The sequence below is a fragment of the Amphritea opalescens genome, from assembly GCF_003957515.1.
Taxonomy (GTDB): domain Bacteria; phylum Pseudomonadota; class Gammaproteobacteria; order Pseudomonadales; family Balneatricaceae; genus Amphritea; species Amphritea opalescens.
In genome coordinates this window covers 93,725-120,088 of sequence record NZ_RQXW01000011.1, presented here as the reverse complement: position 1 = coordinate 120,088, position 26,364 = coordinate 93,725, and the positions used below count along the sequence as shown (strand labels likewise).

Below are 26,364 nucleotides of genomic sequence, written 5' to 3'. Positions count from 1 at the left end.
GAGAAGAGGCAAAGCGGGCTATTTTTGAGTATATCGAGGTGTTTTATAACCGAGAGAGACTTCACTCAACCAATGGGTATATTGCGCCATTGGTCTTTGAGGAACCGCTGTCAAAGGCAGCTTAAGAGATGTGTCCGGAAAACTGTTGCCAGATTACCCGGCGGACAAATACATCTATGAGGCGTAGTTAATCGCCGGATGCTCAAAGTACTTTGCAACTCGTTGTGGCTTCTGTTGCAGCATCCTCATATGGCTTAGCACCTTGCCCGCCAAGTCTGCTTGATTTCTAGCCGGTGCTGCACTGCGTATCTCAGCTTTCAGGTCAGCGTTCAGATATTCATCTGGATTTAAATCCGGTGAGTATGCGGGTAAATAGAAAACTTCTATTTCGTTTGAATGCTTCACCGGCCAAGCCTTCACCAACTTGGCATGGCGAACACGAAGGTTGTCCAAAATAAGAAATATTTTTCGTCCAGCATCCTTGATCAGCCGCTTCATAAATCGTAGTAGTACTTTTGCGGTTATATTCTCGCCATAGATCATGAAGCTGACGGTGCCTTGGTTGCTCACCGCTGAAATCATGTTCGTTGAAAACCGCTTAGCGTTTATTTCGACCACCGGTGTTTTATCCTTTGGAGCGTAGCCACGGCTATGCTGACAGTCGTTGCGTATCCCTGTTTCATCCCCCCAATAAATCTCTGCATTATCGACCGATGCGCGTTTTTTTATATCGGGATAGGTGTTGTCCAACCACTCTTGTACAGCCTTTGGGTTACGCTCATAGGTTCGTTTTGCTGGTTTTTGAGGCGTAAACCCCCAGCGTTTCAAATAGTCTCCAATGGTGCGGATCGCTATGTGGATATTCCACATTTGCTTGACTACTGCTTGAATCGCTTTGCGATTCCAGAGGGCAAACGGCAACTTCATCTGGTCTGGTTTTTTGTCGCAAATTAGCTTCTTCAGCCTAGACTCTTGAGCGCCGGTTAGGCGCCGCTGCTCTTCAGGCCTCCGGCCTCTTTGACCCAGCTTTATTGCCTCCCAGCTTCCAGGCTCTGATCCAGCGACAAGCAACGGTGTAGTGGACACCTATTATCTGCGCGATCTCTGACCTTTTATGACCTTACTGAAACATTCGTATCGCTAAGTCACGGTTGTGTTGCTGAAGCTCAGAAGAGACTTTTCGTGTGTCGGTTTTTATACCCTATCTATGCCTAATTGTCCGCCGAGTTAATAGCTGATGACGAGGCGACTTATGTGATAAGTAATGATAGGTTTGTTGAGTTTCAAGAGAAATCAGCGGTTGAAGGTAGTCGTATAATGCGTCATGAGATCGTTGGGGGTAAAGTTTTTATTCATGATTTGGGGGGGGCAGCGACTTAAAAGGAGTAATGGATAGCCTTTGATCCCGCGCTTAGCGAGTAGGCTCTGAAACTTACACCAGTGCAGAGTATGAATGCAACTCCGAAGAACGACGACCCTAATTAAGATACGGAGGTGTTGTTATATTGTCAATATGAATCTAAAAAGTGAATATGTATTTCTAAAGGTGAAATTATGTTTGTTTAATGGTATTTTGAGCATGATTATGAATGATTCTATAACTAAGGATGAATAATTAACATGACGCTCCCATTCGATAAAATAATGTTTAAAAGCGCACTAGTTGTTACCGCACAGTGGGATTTCGGTCTAGCGATACAAAAGTTACTTGAATCTAACCCTGAGCAATGGAATCGGTTACGTGCTGAAAAAGCGGTTCTAGACTATCAGCGGTATATGGCCGTCACAAAAGCTTTGGGGGGAATTCAACTTGTGCCGAATGCTGATATTGATGAAATCTGGCATATGCATATTTTGGATACGCGAGCTTACATGAAGGACTGTGAGGCTTTATTTGGTGAGTTTTTGCATCATTATCCATATTTTGGAATGTTAAGTGAAGAGAACCAGCAGGAGTGGTTAAGTGTGCAAGCACAATCAGAACAGCTTTGGCTGAGTTTATTTGACCAGCCTCTATACAGTGGCGATAGTGTTGCGCAAAAATGTCCACAAGCATGCCCTTGTCATATTGAACAACTAAGCTTAAGAGGTTCTTCAGTTATTGCATCAGAAATTTCAAAAAGCGCTTAAGCATGAGTGAAAAACTTACAGGTAAGCCCAAAAAAGTTATGCGCTTACCTTTAGGCTCTACTCTAATAGGTAGGACGCACGCATTTGTTCAAATTGATATAAAACAGATACGTAATTCTGGCTACCAAATTATTCGTAATTTTGGTACGGATGTGCAAGAATTTGAAAAAGTTTTCGATCATATTTCTAGCAGTCAGCTTTATTATTCTGAGCGTATAGGTAGTGTTTGTCATCAGTATCACGTTGAAGTTAGTAGCAATAACTTATCTCAACAAATGCGAACAGGTGGATTTCATTCCGACTTTATGTTTCAGGAACATCCACCTGAATACATTGCATTGCTGTGCTTACAAACTGATCCCAAACATCCTTTTTATGGTCGTAATCAGGTTGTAGCTATGTCTCCATTGATTCAACGGTTACATGAAGGGTTTAGTTTATCTTTAGAAGCTCTTTTAGAGCGCCAATTACCTTATCATTTTACTAATGGTCAACACTTTAATCTTCCTTTGTTAAGTAATATTCATGGTCAGTTACAGTTTAAGTATCATCAACATTTAGTAACAGAAAACAAAGCGACATCAACGTATATTGCACAATTGCATGCAGCAATGATAGATGTAGCAGAAGACGTTTGTTTGAATTTGGGAGACGTTTTAATCCTTTCAAATCATCATGCGCTGCATCGACGCGGTGAGTGTACTGTTAGTCACGATTCGACAAAGAACGTTTGGAACTCAAGGAAGATGGCAAGTATTAGGTTCAATTTATGAAATATTCATATAACCTGATGTTTAACGTTGAGTATCAAAAAAATAAACATTTCGGTGATATTTGTTTTGTTAGAAAATCTCATCGTGATGACCTTGTTATTCTTGATTCAGAAGCCGAAAAAATACTTAGGGAAGTAATTTTAAATGATTTTATTGAGCGTGAGCCCAATGCTAAAGATTTTAATGTGGTGGCTCGTTTAGTTTCAGAGAATATTTTAATACCATCTGATTCAACTCCCTCCATTGTCACTAAACCGATAGCCAAGCATATTAACCTCTGGCTACAAGTAACAGATGATTGTAATCTTGCCTGTGATTATTGCTATATTCCATCTTTAAATAGTCGTAAAACACTACGTACTGATATTTTCCCATTATTGTTCCAACATTTTAAGGAAATCGAAGGGTTAGAAACTGTACATTTGAAGTTAGCGGGTGGAGAACCACTTATGGTGTTCTCTATCTGGAAAGAGGAGGTACAGGAACTTCGCACACATTTAGCAGAAATAGGTATTGCTCTAGAACTACGCTTGATTAGTAATCTGACGCATTTAACAAACGAGATGATTACTTTTTTTAAGCAGCATCAAGTGATTGTGTCAGTATCCGTAGATGGCCTGGTAGACAGTCACGACATCCATCGTAAACATAAGAACGGTGCAGGCTCTTTTAATACAGTAATGGGAAATTTAAAACGACTGGGTGAACACGATATTTTTCCAAGCGTTATGATCACTGTTACTTCAGATAACTACCTTGGTATACCTGCGCTAGTCGAATATCTCATTGCACACGACATGACTTTTCGTGTTTCTGATGCTAAAGGGGGATATATTACACCGGCACAATTTGAGCAAACGATGGATGCTGTCAATTCGCTACTTGATAAAGCCGTTAATAAAGGGTATCCAGTGAGTCGTCGTGTAATTTTCTCTGATCTACGAACCCACGAACCCTCAAGTACACCTTGTTCAATGGGAAACCATGCTGCTGCCATTTATCTTGATGGTTCTGTATTTTTTTGTCATACAGAGTTTCAAAAAAAGGAACCTTTAGGGTACCTTTCTGGTGGGCAAAACTTGCTTAGCATTATTCGCTTAGGGAAACAGAAACATTTCGGATTAAGTGAGGATTGTCAACGATGCCAATATCGTTTGGTCTGTGCCGGAGGCTGTCCGTTATATCGAGTAAACGGAAAAAGCGCTATGTGTCATGTTTATAAAAAAGTGATTTCTCAAGTGTTTGATATTTATGAAAAAGAATATGATTAATACTATAGTATTTTTTGATATCACCGAGAACAACTTAAAACACCTAGACTTTGAAATGTCAGCTAATGACATTATGGTGGTGAGTGGTGTGAGTGGTTCAGGTAAATCTACACTAGTAAATCATGTAGTTGCAACAGAAGCATTACGGCAACAGCAGATGCGTTTAGAAAGTGATAAATTAATTAATTACTCTGTACGCCCATCATTTAAAAGCTGCTCTTTGCTACCTGACCCCGTTATTGTTAGTCAACGAAGTGCATACGTGGCTGGAAATATACGCTTTGGTACTCGCACTCGAATTAATGAAGCCCTTGTTAAATATTTTGTAGATTTTGGAAGTATTAAACAAAAAAAAGTATTTTTCAAACACTCGTTGTTAGATATTTTTGCTCATCAGCAGCGTTTTTATTCTACATCACGTTTATATTTGCGAGTTATTAATTTTGCACCTTTAAATAAAAATATAAGACAACAACTTGAGCAGCAGAATATTACTTCACTGTTATTGCGTGCTGAAGGTAAAAGTACTATAAAATCCACAGAAATAAGAAAGCTTCCGGCGCAATTAGAAAAGTATGAAGGTTTTATTGAAATCAACAGTTCACAAATAGCAGATGAACTTTCGCAGGTAAAAGCGATACCTGTACTTATGCTAGCTTCACGCCGAGTTGATGAATCAACATTTGATGAATATGATCATGATGAAATTGAATTTGATCAGCACGGGTTTGTTCCAAATGAAGCTAGAATATTTCGTTTACCTAATCAACAACTATTTTCTCGTGCAACGCAATCATCAATTTCAGGTTATTGCCGTCAGTGTGAGGGAACAGGTGAAAAAATAGATTACGACCTAGATAGTGTAATTATCACTGATGTTATTCTATCTAAAGGTTTTCTTAATGTACCTAAAACAAAATCAGGACGTTATCAAGGATTCAAGTATTTGCCCTCTGGTTTGCTTAGTGTTTTAAAAAAGAAAGGTGTAGACATTACATTAAGTTTTAAAGAGCTTCCCGAATCACAGAGAGAAACTATCCTTCAAACTCTCCAAGAAAAACTATCGTCTAATCGTCACGATACATTTGCACAGTCACTAACAACTAAAAAGTCTTGCTTATCCTGTCAAGGTACAGGATTTGGCTGGCAAGCGCGGGCTGTTAAGGTAGGTGAGCGCTCCTTGCATGAATATCTTGCAATGAATGGCAAACAGCTAAGTGATGCTATTACAAAGTTTGGAGAGGCTCACTCGCTACTTATGCGATTAAAAAATCTGTTGTACTACTTACATGCACTTGCAATTGAGCATATTAGTTTTGAGCGTTCATTAAGCACCTTAAGCTCGGGTGAATTGCAACGTATGAAATTACTTCCTTCGCTACTTGAAGAAGTTCATCAAAGACTCTTCATTCTAGATGAACCGTCATCTAACCTACAGTTTAAAGATAACCTTTCGATCATTAATTTGCTCCAAACTATAAAAGCTAAAGGAAATAGAGTTTTACTTGTGGAGCATAACCCACTTTATCAAGTGTTTGCCGATAAAGTACTTTGTATAGGCCCTAATGCCGGTGCTCAGGGTGGTGAGTATTGTGCACCATTGACACTAGCACAACAGTTGAAAGGTTTATCCATTCCTACCAACGTTATTCCTTTAATGGCACATGAGCATATTGAGCTTAATTTACAGCCGATTCGCCATATACAGTTAACACATTTAAGCCTCCCCAAAAATGCTATCAACACTGTTATTGGTGCAAGTGGATCCGGTAAATCAACGTTATGTCGTGAAATGATCTACCCTGCACTAAAGCAACTAGATTATTTGGTCGAATTACTTGATAGCCGGCCATTTTTAGGAGCTTCTCATTCAATTGTGGCGACTTATCTTGATGTATTTGCTTGCTTACGACAGTTCTTTTCTACACAAAGTCATGGGCAGTATAGCGCGAGTGATTTTAGCTTTAATGCGGGAGGGGCTTGTGAGCATTGTAGTGGTAAAGGTGTTGTTACGGTAGGTAATGGACATTCACCAAGTAAAACTACTATAAAACAACCTTGTCCTGTATGTTTTGGTTCTCGTTTTCGTCCTGAGATTGCGTTATTTTATGCGAAAATTGGCGAACAGAAATTAACACTTTCTGAAGTATTGCAGTCGGATCTTACGTGGATTGCTTCACAAGATGATTTGTCTCAATTACATAAAGCCATTGAAGTATTAGACGCATTGTCTCTAGGTTATTTGCAGTTAGGGCGAGAAACACAGACATTAAGTGGTGGAGAACTTCAACGTTTAAAGATTGCGAAATTCTTATTAAAACATCAGCTGAATAGTAAAGATTTGTCAAAGAGTACTACAGAAGCTATTCAGCAAGTGATGATTCTGGATGAGCCTTGCCGTGGTTTGGATAGTCAAGCGGTTGACCGTTTAATCATAATGTTACGTAAGTATTTATCAGATGCAACACTTATTGTTATTGAGCATAATCCTTATTTTATTTATCGTAGTGATTATATTGTTGATCTTGGAATAAGTGGTGAGAAAAAAAGAGAAGATAATATTTATCATGCAGAAATGCATGCTATTCAAGCTTTAAATACGGAAGAACTCTTAACCCGCTTCCCAAGTTTAAATCATCGGGAAGTAATGGGTAACGTTGAAGAAGGGGTAAAGGCTACGAAGTATGAGGCCGATTCGATAACCTCAGGTACACTCGATGATAGCATGTTGTTAGAAACTTTACTGCCGCTTACTACAACGCATAAAACAGAACGAAGCAAACAGCGTTACCAGTTTATACCAGCACTTTATCGTCAACAGAAAAACTTCGAGCGGGAACAATATTTTAATGCGAACTATCATGTTGAGGTGCCAGATGATAACTGCTTCTTTTATAGAGACTGGCAAACATTACACGATGCGGTTCTTGCTCGGAAACCACAAGAAATTTTTTATAATCCGTTAATACGTCAACTAGAGCGCTATTCGACTGTTCCTTTAAACATCAAGAAAAAGCTACTGTCAACAATTCCTGATAAAACTATTTTTCACAGTAATGATGATTGGCATTGTTTAGTGTTGGCGGATAATATTTCATTAGCATATTTACAGGGAGCAGGTGTTGTCATTATTCGAGATAGTGAAGGGCGCTTGAGTTACCATGGCATTCGCTTATTCAGCTTAAAAAACCGTGTTGTTGATAGGGTATTTCCCCAAAATTTTGTGTTTAATCTCTACAAAAATTCTTGTCATCACTGCCACGGATATGGAAAGTTGCTGAGCTATCCACTCCACGATTGGGTGGATGAAACTCGAAGTGTGTTAGATAAAGGATCGTTTCCATTCGCTCTAGAAAAAAGTTTACCTAAAAGTACCATCAACTATTTCTCACAAAAGGAAGGGTTGTTTGATTTCACTAAACCTATACAAGAGCTGAGTCGAGTCGAACGAAATATACTTTTTTATGGTTTTAAGGAATATCGTTTTCAAAAGCCGAATGCGAAAAGTAATGCAGATCATCAGTACTACGAATGGGAAGGGTTAAACTCCTATATCTATGATAAACGTAAGCAGTTTAGTGCCAATAAAATATTCACCGATCAAGTAGAATGGGTAGATTGCCCGTTTTGTATATCTGGATTTTCCTCAAAAATCCAATATTATCAATGTGACGGTGAAATATTTACCGATTCCTTTTAAGTAAAACGCAGGGGGTTTTTAATAGCTCTGATCTCGTTGTTAAAAGAAGAGAATTGTTAAGGAAGATGCGAATAAGCCCTGCTCATGAGACAATTTATTTTTAATCTTCGAGCCTGACCATGCCACATCAACTTACCTTTGCCGACAGCGAATTCAACAACAAACGTCGTAAAACACGTAAAGAAATTTTTTGACTCGAATGGATGTACTGATGCCGTGGAATCAGCTTGAAACAGTTATTGAGCCCTTCTATCCAAAGGCTGGAAAAGGAAGAAGACCGTACCCGCTGTCTACGATGTTTCGCATTCACTGCATGCAGCATTGGTACAACATGAGCGACCCTGCTATGGAAGACGCGCTTTATGAAATCACGTCCATGCGTTTGTTTGCTGGATTGTCGCTGGATAGCGCTATCCCGGACCACACAACCATCATGAATTTTAGGCACTTACTGGAAAAGCATAAGCTCTCCCGTCAGCTGTTCAAAGAGGTCAATAAGTGGTTGTCTAGCGCTGGGATTTATCTAAAAGAAGGCACAATTGTCGACGCCACTATTATTGAAGCGGCTAGCTCGACTAAAAATAAAGCGAAAGCACGCGATCCAGAGATGCACCAGACTCAAAAAGGGAAACAATGGTTTTTTGGGCTAAAAGCTCACATTGGCGTTGACGCCAGAACAGGACTAACACACAGCTTAAGTACGACAGCGGCCAACGTACACGACATTACAGAAACAGAGAAGTTGCTTCATGGTGAAGAACGTTTTATCTCGGCAGATTCGGGTTATCGAGGCGCACAAAAACGAGAAGAGCTCAAAGACATCAAAGCGGATTGGTTGATTGCTGAAATGCCAAGCAAGGTGCGTCTTCTCAAGAAACGTCCAAGAATAAACAAGCAACCTATCCAAACGGAATACATAAAAGCCAGTATCAGAGCAAAAGTAGAGCACCCGTTTCGGATCATAAAGCGTCAGTTTGGCTTTAGGAAAGTCATCTATCGCGGCTTAGAGAAAAATGATAACAAACTGGCGATGCTGTTTTCCTTAGCCAATGTGTTTAGGGTTGACCAGATGATACGAGCGGCAAGGGGTTAATCCGTTCAAAATCCACTAAACAAGGCTAAATAAGCTTGTTTAGTGGTGAAAAAGCATCAAAACAGGTGGAATTCTGTGCTTTTTTATTTGAAAAATAGAGATTGAGTGTTTTGCGACTTCTTAATCGTAGTTTCCCAAGACTATGCAACAATCTGGTTTGGTTTTATAATCATGAACGACCCCATAAAGCATAAAGCCAATAGTATTCATTGCATCCTTTGATCTGTTTTGGTCTAGTTCTCGATAAACGGTTGAACTATGTACATCGATTGTTTTAGCGATAAAAGCAGGCCAATAACCCTGCGCAAGAAGAATCGATATCTGATATCGTTTCCCTTCGGTCAACTGTTGATATGTCATAGTGATACACTTGGTCTTTGGCCAGAAGAAACGTACCAAGGTCAGCAGTTGAACACCTCTTCCTCTTTAGCAAAAAGTGTCGCATTTATTATATGAATCCCCAAGCTAATTGATAATAGTAGGATTGATTGATTCGTAAATTTTTAGACAATTTTTATATTTTTAAGGATATCAATATGTTTGAACTGGTAAATTCATGCTCAGAAGGCGCCATTATTAGAATTGTCTGTTTTTCTTCCGAGTTTAAAACTCTTTCTTTGATCGATCAGTGCCATTATCTAGTCATTGATGAAATTACGGGGCATATGGTTGATTGGCGTTGGGTTAGAGCTTCTGGTCGTGGTGAAAGCGGTATGCATAAAGCATCTGATAGTGTTGCAATTACAGATGATGCACTTTCTAACTTATTGGAAAACGGGGATCTAACGGTTTTTTTATGTAGCGATACCCACTTGTGGCGTAAGAAGACGATTGAACAATTATGTCGCTATGATGCGGATATTTTCCTCATAGCAGTTCATTGGTCTGCAGATCAAATTAATGATGTGCGAAGAGTTATAACCGCTGAATATAAGTCCTTATATTATAGTGGAAACCTTATTTTTGAGTCTGTTGAGGGTGCTGTTATCGCGGTGCGTGGCATCGTTGCGCTGATCATGGAGCCTTCTCCAGTCGCTGTTGATTATGCTGATGTTCGTGGCGTGTTAAAGAGAAATGATGCATTGCAGTTGTATGCGGCTAGCGGTCGTTCATCAGGTGAAGGCGCCGCTTTGCGTGCTATAACCATTGCGTTAAGTCAGGTTTCATTACCTCCGTTAGAAGCAGTGTTGATTACTATTTATGGCGGGCCTGTGAACCTAGATGAGTTTTCAATTATTTGTGAGACTGTTGATAAGCTTGTCGTACCCGAAGGGGAGCTGGTTGCCGGTTGGGTTCCCCGCCAGGAATTTGGAGATAACGGCTCTATAGAAATCAGCTTCGTTGCTGGTTCTACCCGCTACACAATTTAATCTATAATCTCATTGTTGAGTTGTTTGGTAGATCTATTAGATCTACCTTTTTATAGAGCTATTAATCGTATTTTCCCAGCCAGTTAAAACTCAATTAAATTTGGAAATAGTGTTTATTTGAAACATAAATCCGCCCATCGAGCTAAGCCTTCAGTAACAGAACCTAGATAGTTTCCACTAGCAATAGGTGTATTGGGAAGCACCGATTTAACAGCCTCTCGCACAATAGGAGAGCGCGCCGAACCGCCTGTTATATACACCACATCCGGAGTGACTTCTCCTTGTAGCAAGATCTCTTTAATCAAATTTTTAATCTGACGCATCGGCTCAGCAATGGATTTTTCCATCTGCTCAGAGAATATTGGAATATCAATTTTCTCCGAGAGTAAGTCGATGCTCGCTATATACTCAGATTGGTCTGAAAGTGTAATTTTTGCTTTTTCAGCCTCCCCGACAACCATGTGACCTAATGCTTTTTGATGCACCTGAATAAGCCTTTGTACCTTTTCTGGATACATAGCTTCTGCACGGAGCCTCTTCAATGTTTCTAAATTCTCATACGAATAAAATTTTCGTTGCGCGTTGACATCATTTGTTGCAACAGCCTCCCAAAAAAACATCGTAGGCATGGCTTTACCGGACTTATAATTTGTTTCCTTACCAAACTCCAGCATAAATCGCTGAAACGCTATAGATATATCTAAATTGTTACCACCCACCGATTTTCCTGCATGTGCTAAAAGCGTCTCGGGCCGGTCTTTTTTTGTTAGCCACTTCGGGCCCATACGTATCATGGAACAGTCAGAGGTCCCCCCGCCAATATCAACGACGAGTACATTTTTCTCTGAAGTGAGGGTTGACTCAAAATCTAAACCCGCTGCTACAGGTTCAAATTGAAATTCAATATGCTTAAACCCAGCCCTAGAAGCAGCTCTATACAATATTCCTTCAGCCTGAATATTAGATTTTTCACCACCTAGCGTATTAAATACCACCGGTCTGCCTATTACCGTTTCGGTGATTTCTTGCCCTAAATACGCCTCTGCTCTGCTTTTGATGTTAGCCATCATGGCACAAACGATATCTTCAAATAATACTAGTTGGGGTTCTCGTAATTGTAGCGTTCCTAAAAAGGACTTCGGTGACTTGACGTAGTAGACGTAATCCGGGTCTTCGAGGTATAGATTTAAAGCCTGTTTGCCAAAAAGTACATCATCTAATCTAACCTCTAAACCCTCGGCACGGTTGTCTGACATTGCACGGCTGAGAACGGCTTCTCCGGCACTACTCGACGGTGCAATATTTAAGCAACGAAAGAGGTACTCTGATACCGCTGCACGAGTTGGAGCACACAATGCTGATAGAATAAACGTTTCGTTCTCTGATAGAGGAATCGTTTGAACATGACCATTCACAACATGCGCAACTGAACAGTTAGATGTTCCAAAATCAAAGCCAATAGCCATTATTCACCCTTAATACTGTATCTTTATTTACAGATTCATTTTAATTTATTTGGATACGTTCATTCACTCACACAACGGCTGTGAATGAGATAGTCTAAAAATCTATATTTTTCTTATCATTTCAAATGCTTGATGTTGAAACAGGATGCACTCGAGGCGATCAACGAGTAATGATGAACATAGATGATAATGTCTTTACTAATAGATGGGAGGACATGGTCAGGCTCGAAAATTAAAAAATGAATTGTCTCATGGGAAGGGCTTATTCGCATCTTCCTTAGACGCCGTACCTTACTTGGAATTGCGCAATAAGCCAATCTGCTGCGATGTTTTTTAGTTAGTCTCGTTTTGTGCCCCTCGATAACTCAGAGAGCAAACGCATGGTCGCGATTTCATAAAGTCCATTCTCCATGGCAGGCTCGCTGATGTTGTACCAATACTGCAAGCAGTGAATGTAAAACGTAGTCGGCAGAGGATGCGGTCTTCCGAGGGTGCATATCGTAAGTGCGACATTTTTTGCTAAAGGTGGAGGCTTTATATTCTTCAAAGGCCTTCCTATCGGGTGCTATTTAAGCGTAGTCGCGCTGTCATTGAATTTTCCTAAGCGCTAGCTTAGCTGCCAATGCTGCTCGATTCTCTAATTGGGTGGTACGCAGAATATTACTTACTTGATTCTTAATAGTTTGAAGAGCAAAGCCTGTTTCATGAGCAATCTCTTGGTTGCTCAGGCCCGCACTCAAGAGTGCAGCGATGCGTTGTTGGGTGTGATTGAGTTTGTCGAACAAGGGAAAAACCTCGGCGGGACTCGTGGTTACAGCAGGGGTGACACTGTTTAATAATGCCTGTGGTGGAATATACACTCCGCCAGAGATAACCAAATCAAGCGCCTTAGCCATCACCTCATTGCTAGTTGATTTAGGGATATAACCAGAGGCACCGCTTTGCATCGCGGCGGCAACAATATCGGGGGCTTCTGCCGATGAAATGATCACGACGGCAGTGCCAGGAAACTGCTGTTTGAGCTGTATTAACCCTTCGATTCCGGTAGCACCGGGTAGATAAAGATCGAGTAACACCAATTCTATCTCATGATCGTTGGCTAACGCGGTCATAGCCGCAGGTAAAGATGCTACTTCCGATATGTGCCAAGTGATATTGAGCGCCGAAATTATCTCTTTTAGTCCTTTGCGAATCAGTTCGTGATCATCTGCCAGAAGAATTTTCATAAAATATTGCTCAATTAAATTTAAATCTAGGTACCCAGTCAAAGTACTAAAGTACCTTGTCGCTATGACAGTGATGTTGCAATAAGCCTTTTAAGTCATACACCTGCAATGAAATTGTAATTTATGCGGTACCTCTGGGGTATTTTCCTGGGTACTCAAGTACTTGATTTAATCGTAGATTATTGAAAATTAATGATTTTATTATAACAAAACAGTCACAATTGCCTCCTATTATCCTCAGCCATTAAGCAACATTTGCACATGAGGCACAGGTTTTGGCTGAAATTTCGATACGTAAATTGAACAAGTCGTTTGGTGAAACACAGATTTTGGATCAGATCGATCTAACGGTCAGAGACGGTGAGTTTATGACCCTGGTTGGCCCATCTGGGTGCGGTAAGTCAACACTACTACGCATTATTGCGGGTTTAGAATCCCAGACTAACGGTCAGGTTAATATCAGCGGCCAACCCGTGGATCAGCTTCGGCCTAAAGATCGTAATCTGTCGATGGTGTTTCAGTCTTATGCGTTATACCCACACCTCACGGTTAAAGAGAATATTGCTACCCCCATTCGTATGCGTAGCTACTGTTGGTATCAGCGTCTGCCGCTGTTAGCACGTGTTCTACCCGGTGCCGCTGAACGTCAATCCGGCATTGATAGTAAAGTCGCGGCGGTCGCTGAGTTATTACAGATAGAGCACTTATTAGATCGCCGTCCAGGTGAGCTTTCCGGTGGCCAACGGCAACGTGTGGCGTTAGGACGAGCGATGGTAAGAGACCCTGCTGCTTTTCTGATGGACGAACCACTCTCCAATCTAGACGCCAAGCTACGTATTCATATGCGTACCGAGATCGCTCAATTACATAAGCAGCTTGGCACGACATTTATTTATGTCACCCATGACCAGGCCGAGGCGATGACGATGTCGGATCGTATTGCGTTGATGATGGATGGTGAGCTATTGCAAGTGGCAACACCTGAAGAGATCTATCGTAACCCGGTGGATGTGCGGGTGGCGGAGTTTATTGGTAGCCCCAAAATTAACCTGTTACCAGGTGAGGTTAACAGTGCTGGCCGAGTCACTGTTTGTGGGCAGCCTTTACGTGTCGCTACTCAGCCTAGACAGACACAAATTAGGGTGGGGGTGCGTCCGGAAAATGCCACCGTTTGTCGCGCCGAACAGGGGGATATTCAAGGGCAGCTTATCTATTTAGAGAATATGGGCGCGGAGTTTTTTGCCCATATCACCATCGACACTCTAACAGAGCCGATGCTGGTGCGTTGCGATGTTGAACAGGGCCAACAGTTAAGCTTGGGGGCAACGGTCGGCATCCGTATTAAACCGAAACATACGCTGATTTTCAATCAGAGTGGCCGTCGTGTTGCCTCAGAAAAAATCGCTGCGGAGGTGCATCATGAATCAGTCGCTGTCTGATGTATCACCGGTTTTACCTCGTCGCACAAGCCGCTGGCGTGTCTACCGAGGAGCTGACCAATATGAACGATTACTGGGTTGGTTTCTCTCACTCCCCGCCACGGGGTTGATGTTGCTGTTTTTGATCGGGCCGATTGCTGCGGTCCTGCTGCTCTCTTTTACGGATTGGCAACTGGGCATGAGTGCTTTTGAGTGGATCGGCTTGGATAACTATGCTGAGTTGTTTAGCGATCCCACCTTCTGGCAATCGTTAAAAAACACCATGATCTATGTTGCTATTGTGGTGCCCGGTTCTGTTTTCCTAGGCTTAGGGGCTGCCATGCTGATCGAAGCGGGTAAGCAGGGCAAATCGTTCTATCGGGCGGTCTATTTTTTACCGGTAATGGCTACGCTGATCGCTATGTCAATTGTCTGGCAGGTGATACTCCATCCTGATTTTGGGCTATTGAATCTGATATTAAAAGAGCTTGGCATAGCGGGCCCTAACTGGCTACAGGACAGTGACTTGGTGTTGTATGTGCTCTGCGGCATCGGCATCTGGCAGCAAGTGGGGTTCAATTTAGTATTGTTCATCTCCGGCTTAATGAGCATCCCGTCACACCTTTATGAGGCTGCTGAGATGGATGGTGCAAGTTCTGCATGGGATCGTTTTCGGCTGGTGACCTGGCCTCTGCTCGGCCCTATCACTCTGTTTGTCGTCGTGATCACGTCTAGTAAGGCATTTCAGGTGTTTGATACGGTGCAGGTGTTAACCAAAGGAGGCCCTAATAAAGCCTCAGAAGTGTTGTTATACACCATATATACCGAAGCCTTTGAGTATTTCCGCACCAGTTATGCGGCGGCCATCACGGTTGTTTTTCTCTTCTTCGTGCTGCTGCTAACCCTGCTTAAAACCCGTTTCCTTGAACGTAAGGTGCACTACTCATGAATCGTCAACCTTCCTTATTGTTTCGTTTGTTCCGGCACTTAGTTCTTATGAGTGGGGCGATGGTCATGCTGATGCCGTTTATCTGGATGTTGCTGACTTCGGTTAAGCCACCGGATGAGATCTTTAGCTCAGAGCTGACACTATGGCCACAACACTGGTATTTCATTGAAAACTATAGTGAAGCGCTGACGCGCATACCGTTAATGAAGTTTCTGCTAAACGGTATTGTGGTCACGGCAACGATTTTTTTATGTCAAGTGAGCATCGCGGTACCCGTTGCATATGCCTTAGCAAAGATGCGTTTTAAAGGTAAGAAAACCCTGTTTGCGGCGGTGCTGTTTTGTTTGCTTATTCCACCTCAGGCGGTCTCGATTCCCTGGTATCTGCTGATGTATCAGTTTGGTTGGCTCGATAGCTATATGGCGTTAATCGCGCCGTTTAGTATTTCGGTATTTGGTATCTTCTTGATGAGACAGTTTTTTATGACCATTCCCAATGACCTGATTTATGCCGCGCGGATTGATGGTTTTAGCGAGTTAGCCATTATTTGGAAGGTAATGCTGCCAACGGCGATGCCCGCACTGGTGTCATTCGGTATTTTCTCTATCGTTGCTCACTGGAATGACTATTTTTGGCCACTTATTGTGCTGAACTCACCTGATTATTACACCCCGCCGCTCGGTTTAGTGAATTTTAGAAATGATGACACCGGCAACGATTATGGCCCATTGATGGCCGCCGCAACGATCGTTATTACTCCGTTAGTCGGCGCATTTTTATTGGCTCAAAAACGTTTTATCGAGGGCATCACGCTCTCGGGCATGAAATAAATATCGACTAAATAAACCTTCTCTATCTATTAAGGAGTCAAAAATGACACTCAAATCTCTTCAACGCTTAATCGCGGCATGTACGCTAACCCTAACGGGAAGTGCTTTTGCAGCCACCGAACTGGTAGTGCAATATCCATATGGCGGTACCTTTAAAGAAACTTTTACCGAGATCAAAGCAGAGTTTGAATCCCAGTACCCTGATATTCAATTGAATTTTCGGGCCCCTTATGAAAATTATGAAGATGCAACGCAAAAGGTAATGCGTGAGTCGATTACTAAGCGCCTGCCAGATATCTCATTTCAGGGTCTCAACCGAGTTAGACCCCTCGTTGAACGTGATATTGCCGTTTCATTAGAACCTTTTATTGCTAAAGAGCAGAGCTTTGATAAAGAGGGATATCATAAAGCCATGCTGGATATCGGCACTTACAATCATGAAGTCTATGCCGTGCCATTTGCCGTGTCTTTACCCATCGCTTATTACAATATGGATCTAGTTCGTCAAGCGGGTTGGGATGAACATAACCTTCCGAAAACGTGGGATGAGGTTATTCAGTTAGCTCAGCAAATCGATGCCCTCGGTGATGATGTGACGGGGATGGTTTATGGCTGGCAGATCACGGGTAATTGGCTATGGCAAGCACCCGTATTCTCGCAAGGAGGTTCGATGCTGAGCGCTGACGAAAAAACAGTGAGCTTCGGTGGCGAAGAAGGGCAATGGGCATTAGAAACCTTTGCTCGCTTCTTTAAAGAGGGCGGTATGAAAAATTACTCTAGCGCAGATGGCCGACAGTCTTTTATTTCGGGTAAAGCCGGCATCTGGTTCTGGTCAACCTCGAACGTGACTAAAGCTGAACAGCTTATTGGGGACAAATTTGAGATGAAAACAAATTTCTTTCCCAGTGTGAAAGCTGGTGGTCGCCTGCCAGCTGGGGGCAACGCCATCGTCATGTTAACCAAAGATGCAGCTAAACAGGATGCTGCCTGGAAATTTATCAAGTTTTCCACATCGGGTAAGGGGGCAGCCATCGTAGCGCAAACCACCGGTTATATGCCACCAAACAAAAAAGCCAATGAGGAATATCTAACTGATTTTTATCGTGATCACCCCAATCATTACACCGCCGTCAAACAACTGCCGTTGATGACTGATTGGTATGCTTTTCCCGGTAAAAACGGCCTCAAAATCACCAAGATCATTCATGATCATATGCAGTCGATCGCTAGTGGTGATCGTGTGAATGAATCCGGCGCTGTGCTTAACGATATGGTCTCAGACGTTCAAAAATATTTGCCGCGTTAATCAGACTATTCATCGAGCCGCCATCATTGTCGGATGTGCGGCTTCGCCTCACCGAGCTGTCAGCTCAGGTATACAGATAACAAGGTAATACCATGAAAATGATCCACCTAACCGATACCCATTTAACGCAGCCGGGGCAGCCATTGTATGGTTCCTTTCCCGCTGAACGGTTGCGAGCCTGTGTCGCTTCGATTAATGCCGAGCATGCTGATGCTGATCTCTGCGTAATTACCGGTGACTTAGCTCATGCTGGCGAGCCAGAGGCTTATGCTCAGTTCGCTGACATTATTGCCGAGCTAAAGGTGCCGGTGCAATTAGTGGTAGGTAATCATGATCATCGTGGTCGTCTAGGGGCACAGTTTCCTTCGCTGCAATATGATGAAAATGGTTTTGTACAATCGGTTATCCATAACAGTAGTGGTAGTTTTATCTTTATGGATTCGGTTAAAGAGGGTACTCATGCCGGCGCTTATTGCGAAAAACGGCAACAGTGGCTGGCGGAAAAGTTGGCACAAGCCAGTGGTGATGTTTATCTGTTTATGCACCATGCCCCCTTTAAAACAGGTATTAAACCGATGGATAAAATCGGTCTGGATATTCAGGATGCGGCTAAACTACAAAGCCTGTTACATAGCCATGGCAGAGTAAAACATCTGTTTTTTGGCCATTACCATCGGCCTATGCACGGTTCATGGTCGGGTATCGGCTTTTCCACGCTCAGAGGCCTAAACCATCAAGTGGTATTGGATTTTCAGGAGGAAGATCACTACCTGTTCAACCATGAACCACCGGCCTATGCGATTGTGTTTATTGATGACGATAATGTGATCGTTCATAATCATGATTTCTTAGACCCATCTACTCCTTTTAATGCCTCAACCGAGCCGGAGTGGAATGCATGAGCACCGTCTTATCACCCCCTTGGCAATTTAATAACCCGGTGCAGATTTATTGTGCTAACGGCGCAATTGATCAACTATCCAGCTTAATTGATGGCCGACCCTATATCCTTGTTACCTATGCTGAACCGGTGTTCAAACAGTGGGCTGAACGTATTGCCCAGCAAGCCAAACCATTGATGGTCATTGACTCTATTCGTGCTAACCCTGACTTAGATGATATTAAAATTCAGTGTCAGATGTTGGCCAACTTACCCCAAGCACCGAAGCTAATTGTTGCTTTGGGGGGCGGTTCAGTACTCGATACGGCTAAAGCTTTAGCGGCCTCAAGGGGGGACTTCGATTGCTTTCATCAAAACCTTTTAGCCGCCAAGGATGTTAGCGGGCCAACTTGGCCGATTATCGCGCTTCCGACCACGGCAGGTACAGGCTCTGAAGTTACCTGTTGGGGCACCATTTGGCACCGCAGCGGCGGTAAAAAATACTCGGTAAAAGGGCCGTCTCTGTATCCAGAGTGGGCTGTCATTGACCCTGAACTGAGTATCAATCTCCCCTTTGAATTAACTCGACAAACCGGTTTAGATGCTCTGAGTCATGCGTTAGAGAGCATCTGGAATATCAACCGAAATCCCGTTAGTAAAAGTTTTGCCATCGATGCTTCAAAAGCTATTCTTAATGTGTTGCCAAAATTATTAAACGATTTAGGTAATCATGATTTACGCCGTCAAATGGCCGAAGCGGCCTTGTTAGCAGGGTTGGCGTTTTCGAATACTCAAACCGCCATCGCCCATGCGCTATCCTATCCGTTGACACTGAAATATGACGTACCTCACGGGATCGCTTGTTCGTTTACATTGCCTCAAATTTTAACCGCTTCCTGTGGTATGCATGCCGATATCGACCAAGCATTACGAGCGATTTTTGGTCATCTCGATATCGCAGAAGCGACTCTAACTGCATGGCTAAAAACACTTGGTGTCTCTACGCAGCCTGAGTCTTACGGTATTGAACCGGTGCGCTGGCCCGGTTTAGTTAATGAGGCATGCTATAACGCACGGGGGCAAAATTGGAGCGGTAATGCGAATGCTTTAGAGCAGCTGTTAATTCACCATGCGCAGCAAGAAAGCCAATCACAAGGGGTGGCTTGATGAAGGCGTTTAGTGCATTAATTGCTGAATCTGAGGCGATATTGGTTGATATGGATGGCTGTCTAATTGCGGGGCAGCAGGTATTACCTGGTGCCGCAGCGCTGATTGAGCAGGCGGCAGAGAAGTTCTGGTTAGTGTCGAATAATTCTAGCCATAGCGCCGATGAGCTGAGTCGCCGGTTAGGGCAGCTAGGGTTAACGATTGCGCCACAGCAGATGCTACTGGCCGGAGAGGTGGTACTAGCCGAGGCCCGTCGTTGCTATTCGACGCAAGGGATGATGTTACTAGCCCGTCAATCGCTGCGTACCTATGCCGCCAGTTTAGGTATTGTTGAAGATGATAATCAACCGGCGGTGATCGTACTAACGCGTGATACTGATTTGAGTTATCAGCGTTTAAGTTTGGCCATTAAGCATCTTAGCCGTGGGGTGCCTTTATTGGTAGCCAATCCAGATCTATCACACCCTGACCCTGATGGTGATCCGGTGCCTGAAACCGGTAGCTTACTGATGTTATTCACCAGTATTTTGCCGCAACTACAGTATCGAGTGATAGGTAAACCGGAAGCGGGTTTGTTTCAGATGGCATTGGCCAAAGCCCATGCGGCTCCGCGCCACAGTGTCATGATTGGTGACAACCCTAAAACCGACCGTGATGGTGCTGAAGCCTTGGGTATACGAACATTTTTGGTGGGACAGCACCCCGAGGCGGATGCGATCAACCTAAATGCCTTACTCAATAATCCTTTGAGTCATGTGCGAACAGAGGCTTTAGTCAATTCGTAATAAACTTGAAATATCATAGTGAAAAATATGATGGAATCTTACTATGCAGACCGCCTCCTTTAGTCCCGCGATTAAAACCGCCCGTGCTGATCTCGCCAACCCCGATGTGTGGGCGCTGCTGAGTAGTGAAGCGGGTTGGTTGCTAGATGTGATTGAAAATATCGCCGAGGCGTTTGTCTATTGGGGGCCGGATGATCGTTTAGTTATGTGTAATAGCCAATATCCCCTACAGTTTCTTGAGCCGGATAAAGTTAGACCTGGCGTGCACTTTTCTGAGCTGGTTGAGCAAAATATTCGTACCGGTCGAGTGGTGCGATTTGATGATATTAATGACGTGTCTGCGTCTCCCGAGGCCTATCGTGAAAAGCGCATGGCACTGCATCATAGTGGCCACGGTAGCTTTGAGGTGGAGAATTATTCGGGTAAGTGGTTACAAGCGAAAGAGCGGAAAACGCGAGATGGTGGCACGGTTGGTATCTATACTGATATCACTGGGATTAAACAGGCCGAACAGCGCGAGCATCAGGCGGCTATCGCGGAAGCCCGAGCAAACCAGGGTAAGTCGCGCTTTCTTGCCGCGGCCAGCCATGATTTACGCCAGCCGTTGCATGCCATGGGCATTCTTGTCAGCGCCCTGTCGGGGCGATTAGAATCCTCGGAAGAGCGTGAGCTCCTCTCCGGAATTGATACCTGCCTCAATACCATGCAAAGCCTGTTTGATTCGTTATTAGATATTTCCCGATTAGATGCCGGCGTTATTGAACCAAAACTACAGCCTCTAGACCTTAGCTTATTGTTGAAACATGTCGAACAGGAGTTCTCACCCCAAGCGCAAAGCAAAGGGTTAACCTTAACGATTCGTGGCTGCGGATATTATAGTTACAGCGATAGCTCTATGTTAGGGCGTATCTTACGCAACTTAATGGCTAATGCGATTAAGTATACCGATACTGGGCGAGTGCTCGTTGCGGTCAGACCGCACATGGGAGCATTGGCACTCGAAGTATGGGACACCGGCATCGGTTTTCCGACGGAACAAATCGATATTATGTTAGGCGAGTTTAAACAACTCGAGGTGGGTAAGGTAAGACGACAGGGATTAGGGCTAGGATTATCGATCGCCAATCGGCTCTGTAATATGTTGCAACACCCGATGGAGATCCGCTCGCTGGTGGGACGTGGCTCGATGTTTAGGGTGATTATTCCGCTGCATCAACAACCTATCCAAGCGGTGGAGGTTATTCCTCAGGCCACGGAATACCCCGATATAAGCCAGTACTGCATCCTCGTACTGGACGATGATCTAGATAACCTTAAAGCGACAGCATTATTATTACGCGATTGGGGTTGTCGGGTGGATACGGCAACAAACCTCACTGAGATTCAACAGATTAAATGCTGCCCAGACCTGATGTTAGTCGATCATCATTTAAGTGATAATGAAAAGGGCTGCGTCGCTATCGATATATTAAGCGCCAAATTCGGTAAAAAAATCCCTGGCTTAGTGATCACCGGAGATACTGAACCAGAACAGCTGCAACAGATTAAAGCTCAGGGGTATCCTGTGGTGCATAAACCACTTAAACCGATGAAACTGAGAGCGTTATTGCAACAGCGTTTTCGTTAGTTACTTTATAGCAAGTGTTTCGAAGTAGCATGAGCCTGACTTATTCCCAAGGTGGGGCCGGTATTCTTAAAGACGCAATAGTGAAGTGTGTTTTGTCTTTGCGGCTGCGGGGCAGGGTTTATTCTGCAGAAAGTAAAAAGCCCGCTAAGTTTTACTTAGCGGGCTTTGAGGTGCATTTGATAGCGGGTTACTTCTGCTCGATCATGAAGACATCAAAGAATTGCTTCAGCTCTTCGTGTGCCGTTACGGGCAGGATAGACGCGATATGCTGGTCAGGCCTTACAATGACTATGCAGCCAGCGGAGCGGTCAATTTCGCGAAGGTCATAGATGTCATTGCTAGGTTCAGCGCGGAATACTTTTTCATAGTCACGCAGTCCATATTTCCCTTTGGCTGGCCAGAGGAAATCATGTAGGTCGTGCATCGACAAATCCTGCTGCTGAAAGACGGCATAGGTATCAATGACTGAGTCGACGTCAGCACCTTTCGGTGTGTATTTCTGCACCGGTGAAGATTCATCGTTGGCTAAAAAATCGACGAATTGGTAGGCGGCTGATGAAGGCTCTCTCGGATCTTGCGCATCGCCAAACAGGAAGATTCTCCAGCGACCATCCGCTTTGACCAAGTGACCCAAGTGCTGGCTTCTACCGTCAGCGACACGTGTGGCTTCAGCCGAGTGGATGCGTTGACCAATGTGAAAGCCCTTGGCCAAATGTTGGTTCTCTTGGTTTGTGCAAATGTATGACGGGAAGTATTCAATCGATGTGCCAGAGACAAAACCGCTTTGGCGTTTCATAAAGGCTTCGATCTTGGCCGTATCAACGGTTGATTGCTGAGAGCTATCGCCTGCGGTGGGTCGTGTCGCTACCAGTCTAGATAGCTCGCGGTCAGCGTCGATCAACTGTTGCGCTACTTTGCGTCGCTCCGTGCTGTAGGTGCTCAGCAACTTAGGATGACTTTTCCCTTGGAGTACGGCAGCCATCTTCCAACCTAGGTTAAAGGTGTCAGGCAGAGAGGTGTTCAATCCCCAGCCACCTTTAGGGCTGTGCGTATGACAGGCATCACCGGCGACAAAGGCACGGGGGATAATATCGTCTGAACTGCCGACAGGGCGATTATCAAAGCGCTCCGCTAGGCGTTGGCCAACCTCGTAGATCGACCACCAAGCCACTTCTTTCACATCCAGCGTATAGGGATGAAAAATCTTTTGCGCTTTGGCGATGAGATCTTGCTCGGTCAGTTTGACATCCTTAACGCGCTTGTCTTTACCCAGTAGGTCCATCTCGACATAGAAACGGCAAAGGTAGCCGCCCTCACGTGGGATGGTCATCACGGCGCCGTGATCTTTGGATTGGATAAAGCTTTTGACGCGAATGTCCGGGAAGTCTGTGTTCAACAGAATATCCATAACGCCCCAGGCTTTGTTGGCCGAGTCGCCTTCTAGAGGGATATCCATGCTTCTGCGCACGTTACTTCTGGCACCATCGGCGCCTACGATGTAGCGGGCTTTAACGGTTTCTGTTTTACCTTCGCCTGCTTCGTCGGCTCTTTTGAAGGTGGCCGTGATCGGGTAAGCATCGAGATCCTGAGTGAGGCTTTCGTCGATGTTCATCTCAACCAATTGGCGGCTGTAATGAGGAAGAAGGTGGGTAACCGATCTTTCCATACCATCAAGTAGTAGCTCATGCAGGCGTGCTTGGTTAACAATACCGTGGACAAACTCGGAAAGCCCTGCGCGAGCATCGGCAATCTTGTGCGTCAGCTTGATGTTTTCAGGGTTGGCCTCGTCCGGCTCCCAGAAGGTGTTTTGTTTCAGTTGGTAGGTCTCTTTAACCACCATTTCGCTGCTATTAAAGGCTTCCATGATCTCCATGGTGCGACAGGATATACCGTCTGCGCGGCCAAATAGTAAAGGGCCGGGAGCCATATCAACAATGCAGGTTTTAATATCAGGAAACTCAGACAGCTGCCGAGCCATGGTCAAACCAGCAGGTCCGGTACCGATGATCAGCACATCAACTTCATTAGGCAGATCTACAATCGGCGGTTCAGGGTAAGGCTTCCTAGCCTCATCGGGAACCTGATAATTACCGGGTTTGAACCCGTTCAGATGATATTGCATGATACGATCCTCCTTATTGATGGTCTTATTATTGATGTATTGACCAATAGTTAATATGTTAATGATATTCAGAGAGCGCTACCCATGCAAGTCTATTTTGATCAGTGACAGATCATAAGGCGTTGGATAACGCTGGATTTTGGGGTTTTACCCATGAAAATAGTGGGTGTATTCCTAGGTCTATTCCTAGGTACCTGAAAGTAATAAAGCTGGTTAAAACACTGGAAAATCAAACATCTGCTTTGCTGCTAAAGACCGTTAGTAAGGAAAGTTGGTAAAGAAAAATGCTTACTCATCTGAATATAGCTTAGATAAATGCTCAGGGCGTGTAATAACCGCCTAAACGGCGAAGGTTTTCTTCAAATTGATCAATATTACGCACTATTTCACTGCCTCCCAACGAGACACAAACGGATAGTAACGCTTCGATGAGTGCTATGGCGGGCACAAGCGTGCCGAAGAAATGGGGTGTTTCGTTGTTTAGGGTAAAAACGATGGCCGCATCGCCTGCTAAAGGGGATCTCAGACTATCGGTAACGGCAATGATTTTAGCACCGGCTTCTCGCACGATATTGATCGCATTGACCGTGTCGATGGCGTAGGGGTCTGAACCAAATACCACGATGACATCCTGTTCGTTAATGACCGCGAGTTCACTTAACAGTGTGCCTTGATCGCCTCTGATGAGTTGGATATGGGGGAAGGCGATTTGGCCTACATAAGCGAAGTGGTGGGCGCACGCAAAGTTATCTCTAAGGCCTAGCGTGAAGACTTTACGGGCATTCACGATGATAGGGGCAGCCTGTTCTATTTTTTCTAAAGTTTCTGTTTGGAAGAAGTGCTCGAGGTTATTAAAGGTAGCGGTAGAGTATTCGGATAACACATTGTTTTCAGTGTTGTTACTGGCAAGGTGTTGTAAAGACTCCGCACGCTGACTAAAAGAGGATGGCGCTTTGGTGTGTATCGCTTCTTGGAATAACTGCCTAAAACGATCATAGCGTTCAAAGCCTAAGGTTTTCGCCAATCGCGTCATGGTTGAAGGGGTGACGGACGCGGTTTCAGCGCTCTTGCGGATAGACAATAGAGCGACTTCCACCGGATGTTCTAGGACAAAATCAGCCGCTTTTTTTAGTTGCGGGGTCAGTGTTGGATAAAGTGAAGAGAGTTCTTTCAATACTCGATCGGCATCACTGGTGGTCTGAGGGTTGGTTTCTGTCGTCATGTTTGGCTTGATCCCTTGAACGATCCCATTTAGCTATGTATCCCATTTTAACGAGGTAATACAAATAAAGCACTCGATTGTCTTTTTTGATACGTTTGTCTTGCAATAATACAAATGAATTCTATTATGTAATTATAAGTACATATGTATTATTGTGTTGTGAGGCGACTTGGCAACAGCACGTTAATACAGCTCGTTAATACAGCACGGTAATATTGAGACAGGTAAGACTAATGACTACACCAAGCTATGAAACGCTGATCTACACTAAAAAAGGGAATTACGCAGAGGTTCGTTTTAATCGTCCGCATCGTCTGAATGCTGTGATTGAGTTGTTCTATCAAGAGCTGCTGGAGGCCTTGGCTAAGGCAGAGGCCGATAGGGATGTTCGTGCGATTCTTTTGACCGGTGAAGGCCGTGCCTTCTGTGTCGGCGCGGATATGAAAGAGCATGGAGCGGGTGAGCGTACCCAGTACCAGCGCCGTGAATATCTGCAATTAGGTAATGATGTTTGTGAAGCGATTTTTCGCTCTACAAAACCGGTGGTTGCCGCCATCAATGGTTATGCCTTAGGGGCCGGTGCCGAGATGGCGTGCTCCTGTGATTTTGTGATCATGGCTGATAGCGCAAAAATTGGTTTTCCGGAAGTCAGTATCGGTACCTGTGTCGGTGGTGGTGTGACTCAGTTTTTAACCCGATTAGTGGGGCTAGCGAAAGCCCGCGAACTTATTTTTCTAGGCACTAAGATCGATGGCAATGAAGCGCTGGCGATTGGTTTGGTGACGCGCTCCGTTGCTGCCGACCATTTACAGACAGAGGCTGAAGCCTTTATGGCGGAACTGGCGACTAAAGCGCCGATCTCAATGCGGTTTGTTAAAAAGCTATTAAACAATGCTTCACATACGGATTTAGATGCTCAATTGCAGCAGGAGTTAGACGGAGTGTTCACCTGTACAACCACTAAAGATTGGCAAGAGGGTGTCGATGCTTTTGCTGAAAAACGTGCACCAATGTTTAAGGGCCAGTGAG

General features: G+C 44.0%; 20 protein-coding genes and 3 pseudogenes. 16 read left to right on the top strand and 7 right to left on the bottom strand.

Annotated features, from left to right (window positions below):
- The coding region (locus EH243_RS13035; protein WP_164549116.1) for an IS3 family transposase at positions 1-125 on the top strand (125 nt) is incomplete at its 5' end.
- Between the two features lie 49 nt (positions 126-174).
- On the opposite strand, the pseudogene EH243_RS13030 reads toward EH243_RS13035, so the two are convergent.
- Positions 175-1,198, bottom strand: a pseudogene (locus EH243_RS13030) (IS630 family transposase).
- A 422-nt stretch (positions 1,199-1,620) separates the two neighbouring features.
- Between EH243_RS13030 and EH243_RS13025 the strand changes: the two are divergent.
- The 5 genes from EH243_RS13025 (at position 1,621) to EH243_RS13005 (ending at position 8,967) form a co-directional block, all read left to right on the top strand.
- Positions 1,621-2,130, top strand: a complete 510-nt coding sequence (locus EH243_RS13025) for a glycine-rich domain-containing protein (RefSeq protein WP_126159110.1) — start codon at positions 1,621-1,623, stop codon at positions 2,128-2,130.
- 2 nt (positions 2,131-2,132) lie between these two features.
- Positions 2,133-2,903: a TauD/TfdA family dioxygenase gene (locus EH243_RS13020; protein ID WP_126159109.1), complete on the top strand. Its 771-nt coding sequence runs from the start codon at positions 2,133-2,135 to the stop codon at positions 2,901-2,903.
- Positions 2,900-4,174 (top strand): radical SAM/SPASM domain-containing protein, encoded by a 1,275-nt coding sequence (locus tag EH243_RS13015; protein ID WP_126159108.1) that lies wholly within the window; start codon positions 2,900-2,902, stop codon positions 4,172-4,174. The genes EH243_RS13020 and EH243_RS13015 overlap by 4 nt, the downstream gene beginning before the upstream one ends.
- The gene (locus tag EH243_RS13010) at positions 4,155-7,874 is read left to right on the top strand and encodes an excinuclease ABC subunit UvrA (protein ID WP_126159107.1); all 3,720 of its coding nucleotides are present in this window, start codon (positions 4,155-4,157) and stop codon (positions 7,872-7,874) included. Before EH243_RS13015 ends, EH243_RS13010 begins: the two co-directional genes overlap by 20 nt.
- Positions 7,875-7,993: 119 nt before the next feature.
- Positions 7,994-8,967 (top strand): IS5 family transposase gene (locus EH243_RS13005; protein WP_241235078.1). Its coding sequence is split into 2 segments (ribosomal slippage): positions 7,994-8,060 and positions 8,060-8,967, totalling 975 coding nucleotides; the frame shifts between segments, so codons are not numbered across the junction.
- Positions 8,968-9,201: 234 nt separating this feature from the next.
- Here the strand turns inward: EH243_RS13005 and EH243_RS18705 are convergent.
- Positions 9,202-9,327, bottom strand: a pseudogene (locus EH243_RS18705) (helix-turn-helix domain-containing protein); the annotation flags it as partial.
- Between the two features lie 176 nt (positions 9,328-9,503).
- On the opposite strand from EH243_RS18705, the gene EH243_RS12995 reads away from it, so the two are divergent.
- Positions 9,504-10,337, top strand: coding sequence for an FtsZ/tubulin family protein (locus tag EH243_RS12995; RefSeq protein WP_126159104.1), 834 nt, complete (start codon positions 9,504-9,506; stop codon positions 10,335-10,337).
- A 113-nt stretch (positions 10,338-10,450) separates the two neighbouring features.
- Here EH243_RS12995 and yegD read toward each other — a convergent pair whose 3' ends face one another.
- The 3 genes and pseudogenes from yegD to EH243_RS12985 all read right to left on the bottom strand — a co-directional run bounded on the left by yegD (position 10,451) and on the right by EH243_RS12985 (position 13,029).
- Positions 10,451-11,803: a molecular chaperone gene (gene yegD, locus EH243_RS12990; RefSeq protein WP_126159103.1), complete on the bottom strand. Its 1,353-nt coding sequence runs from the start codon at positions 11,801-11,803 to the stop codon at positions 10,451-10,453.
- A gap of 358 nt (positions 11,804-12,161) precedes the next feature.
- Positions 12,162-12,341, bottom strand: a pseudogene (locus EH243_RS18700) (transposase); the annotation flags it as partial.
- A gap of 49 nt (positions 12,342-12,390) precedes the next feature.
- A complete protein-coding gene (locus EH243_RS12985) occupies positions 12,391-13,029 on the bottom strand; it encodes a response regulator transcription factor (RefSeq protein WP_126159102.1) in 639 nt (212 codons plus the stop codon).
- A gap of 275 nt (positions 13,030-13,304) precedes the next feature.
- Here EH243_RS12985 and EH243_RS12980 point away from each other — a divergent pair, with 275 nt between their 5' ends.
- The 8 genes from EH243_RS12980 to EH243_RS12945 all read left to right on the top strand — a co-directional run bounded on the left by EH243_RS12980 (position 13,305) and on the right by EH243_RS12945 (position 21,991).
- Positions 13,305-14,468, top strand: a complete 1,164-nt coding sequence (locus tag EH243_RS12980; RefSeq protein ID WP_126159101.1) for an ABC transporter ATP-binding protein — start codon at positions 13,305-13,307, stop codon at positions 14,466-14,468.
- Positions 14,449-15,396: a carbohydrate ABC transporter permease gene (locus EH243_RS12975; RefSeq protein ID WP_126159100.1), complete on the top strand. Its 948-nt coding sequence runs from the start codon at positions 14,449-14,451 to the stop codon at positions 15,394-15,396. Before EH243_RS12980 ends, EH243_RS12975 begins: the two co-directional genes overlap by 20 nt.
- Positions 15,393-16,226 (top strand): carbohydrate ABC transporter permease, encoded by an 834-nt coding sequence (locus EH243_RS12970; protein ID WP_126159099.1) that lies wholly within the window; start codon positions 15,393-15,395, stop codon positions 16,224-16,226. The genes EH243_RS12975 and EH243_RS12970 overlap by 4 nt, the downstream gene beginning before the upstream one ends.
- Before the next feature lie 43 nt (positions 16,227-16,269).
- Complete coding sequence (locus tag EH243_RS12965; protein WP_126159098.1) at positions 16,270-17,532, top strand: ABC transporter substrate-binding protein; 1,263 nt, start codon at positions 16,270-16,272, stop codon at positions 17,530-17,532.
- A 92-nt stretch (positions 17,533-17,624) separates the two neighbouring features.
- Positions 17,625-18,434: a phosphodiesterase gene (locus tag EH243_RS12960; RefSeq protein WP_126159097.1), complete on the top strand. Its 810-nt coding sequence runs from the start codon at positions 17,625-17,627 to the stop codon at positions 18,432-18,434.
- Complete coding sequence (locus EH243_RS12955; protein ID WP_126159096.1) at positions 18,431-19,579, top strand: iron-containing alcohol dehydrogenase; 1,149 nt, start codon at positions 18,431-18,433, stop codon at positions 19,577-19,579. The genes EH243_RS12960 and EH243_RS12955 overlap by 4 nt, the downstream gene beginning before the upstream one ends.
- Positions 19,579-20,364, top strand: coding sequence for an HAD-IIA family hydrolase (locus EH243_RS12950; protein WP_126159095.1), 786 nt, complete (start codon positions 19,579-19,581; stop codon positions 20,362-20,364). The genes EH243_RS12955 and EH243_RS12950 overlap by 1 nt, the downstream gene beginning before the upstream one ends.
- Before the next feature lie 43 nt (positions 20,365-20,407).
- On the top strand, positions 20,408-21,991 hold the full coding sequence (locus EH243_RS12945) for an ATP-binding response regulator (protein ID WP_126159094.1): 1,584 nt from the start codon (positions 20,408-20,410) through the stop codon (positions 21,989-21,991).
- 187 nt (positions 21,992-22,178) lie between these two features.
- Here the strand turns inward: EH243_RS12945 and EH243_RS12940 are convergent, their stop codons facing one another.
- Both EH243_RS12940 and EH243_RS12935 read right to left on the bottom strand, forming a co-directional pair.
- Positions 22,179-24,113, bottom strand: a complete 1,935-nt coding sequence (locus EH243_RS12940; RefSeq protein WP_126159093.1) for an FAD-dependent monooxygenase — start codon at positions 24,111-24,113, stop codon at positions 22,179-22,181.
- Positions 24,114-24,432: 319 nt separating this feature from the next.
- Positions 24,433-25,335, bottom strand: coding sequence for a MurR/RpiR family transcriptional regulator (locus EH243_RS12935; protein WP_126159092.1), 903 nt, complete (start codon positions 25,333-25,335; stop codon positions 24,433-24,435).
- Between the two features lie 233 nt (positions 25,336-25,568).
- Between EH243_RS12935 and EH243_RS12930 the strand changes: the two genes are divergently transcribed.
- A complete protein-coding gene (locus EH243_RS12930) occupies positions 25,569-26,363 on the top strand; it encodes an enoyl-CoA hydratase/isomerase family protein (protein ID WP_126159091.1) in 795 nt (264 codons plus the stop codon).
- The last annotated feature ends 1 nt before the right edge of the window (position 26,364 follow it).

Coding starts and splice junctions, on each gene's coding strand:
- EH243_RS13025 (WP_126159110.1), top strand. CDS start 1,621: ATGACGCTCCCATTCGATAAAATAATGTTTAAAAGCGCACTAGTTGTT.
- EH243_RS13020 (WP_126159109.1), top strand. CDS start 2,133: ATGAGTGAAAAACTTACAGGTAAGCCCAAAAAAGTTATGCGCTTACCT.
- EH243_RS13015 (WP_126159108.1), top strand. CDS start 2,900: ATGAAATATTCATATAACCTGATGTTTAACGTTGAGTATCAAAAAAAT.
- EH243_RS13010 (WP_126159107.1), top strand. CDS start 4,155: ATGAAAAAGAATATGATTAATACTATAGTATTTTTTGATATCACCGAG.
- EH243_RS12995 (WP_126159104.1), top strand. CDS start 9,504: ATGTTTGAACTGGTAAATTCATGCTCAGAAGGCGCCATTATTAGAATT.
- yegD (WP_126159103.1), bottom strand. CDS start 11,803: ATGGCTATTGGCTTTGATTTTGGAACATCTAACTGTTCAGTTGCGCAT.
- EH243_RS12985 (WP_126159102.1), bottom strand. CDS start 13,029: ATGAAAATTCTTCTGGCAGATGATCACGAACTGATTCGCAAAGGACTA.
- EH243_RS12975 (WP_126159100.1), top strand. CDS start 14,449: ATGAATCAGTCGCTGTCTGATGTATCACCGGTTTTACCTCGTCGCACA.
- EH243_RS12970 (WP_126159099.1), top strand. CDS start 15,393: ATGAATCGTCAACCTTCCTTATTGTTTCGTTTGTTCCGGCACTTAGTT.
- EH243_RS12965 (WP_126159098.1), top strand. CDS start 16,270: ATGACACTCAAATCTCTTCAACGCTTAATCGCGGCATGTACGCTAACC.
- EH243_RS12960 (WP_126159097.1), top strand. CDS start 17,625: ATGAAAATGATCCACCTAACCGATACCCATTTAACGCAGCCGGGGCAG.
- EH243_RS12955 (WP_126159096.1), top strand. CDS start 18,431: ATGAGCACCGTCTTATCACCCCCTTGGCAATTTAATAACCCGGTGCAG.
- EH243_RS12950 (WP_126159095.1), top strand. CDS start 19,579: ATGAAGGCGTTTAGTGCATTAATTGCTGAATCTGAGGCGATATTGGTT.
- EH243_RS12945 (WP_126159094.1), top strand. CDS start 20,408: ATGCAGACCGCCTCCTTTAGTCCCGCGATTAAAACCGCCCGTGCTGAT.
- EH243_RS12940 (WP_126159093.1), bottom strand. CDS start 24,113: ATGCAATATCATCTGAACGGGTTCAAACCCGGTAATTATCAGGTTCCC.
- EH243_RS12935 (WP_126159092.1), bottom strand. CDS start 25,335: ATGACGACAGAAACCAACCCTCAGACCACCAGTGATGCCGATCGAGTA.
- EH243_RS12930 (WP_126159091.1), top strand. CDS start 25,569: ATGACTACACCAAGCTATGAAACGCTGATCTACACTAAAAAAGGGAAT.